The sequence below is a fragment of the Aquimarina sp. U1-2 genome, assembly GCF_017897595.1.
GTDB lineage: Bacteria > Bacteroidota > Bacteroidia > Flavobacteriales > Flavobacteriaceae > Aquimarina.
Map to the genome: position 1 here is coordinate 1 of NZ_JAGKIK010000088.1, position 424 is coordinate 424.

Genomic DNA, 424 nt, shown 5'->3' on the forward strand with positions numbered 1-424 from the left:
TTTAAAATCAGATGTTTCTATGGTTTTTACTAAATCGTCAAAATCTCTAAAATCTGTAGATAAATCGGCGTCTAGATACCCTATATAATCCAATTGCGCATCTTTAGCTAAATGTAAAACGCCTTGTCTAACCGCTTCGGCTTTTCCTCCATTTTTTTCACAATTATATACGCTAATATTGGTTTCTCTTCCCTTTTGTAGGTTATTTAAAACTTCTAGTGTATTATCGGTACTGCCATCATTTACAAAACATAAATGGTAGCCCAGATTACTGTTTACAAAATCAATAAATTCTTTGCTTAATAAACGTTCCTCTTCATTATAACAGGGAATAACCACACCCACACAGCGCTTTTGTAGCATTTGGTCTTTTGTGCCCTTGTTTTGCAGTTTATCTATTTTAATCCCAAATATTCTAGAGATT

At 33.0% G+C, this 424-nt stretch carries 1 protein-coding gene; it reads right to left on the reverse strand.

The window, feature by feature from the left end; genetic code table 11:
• Positions 1–424: glycosyltransferase (locus J8281_RS19140; protein ID WP_210199254.1), on the reverse strand; the 424-nt coding region annotated here is incomplete at both ends.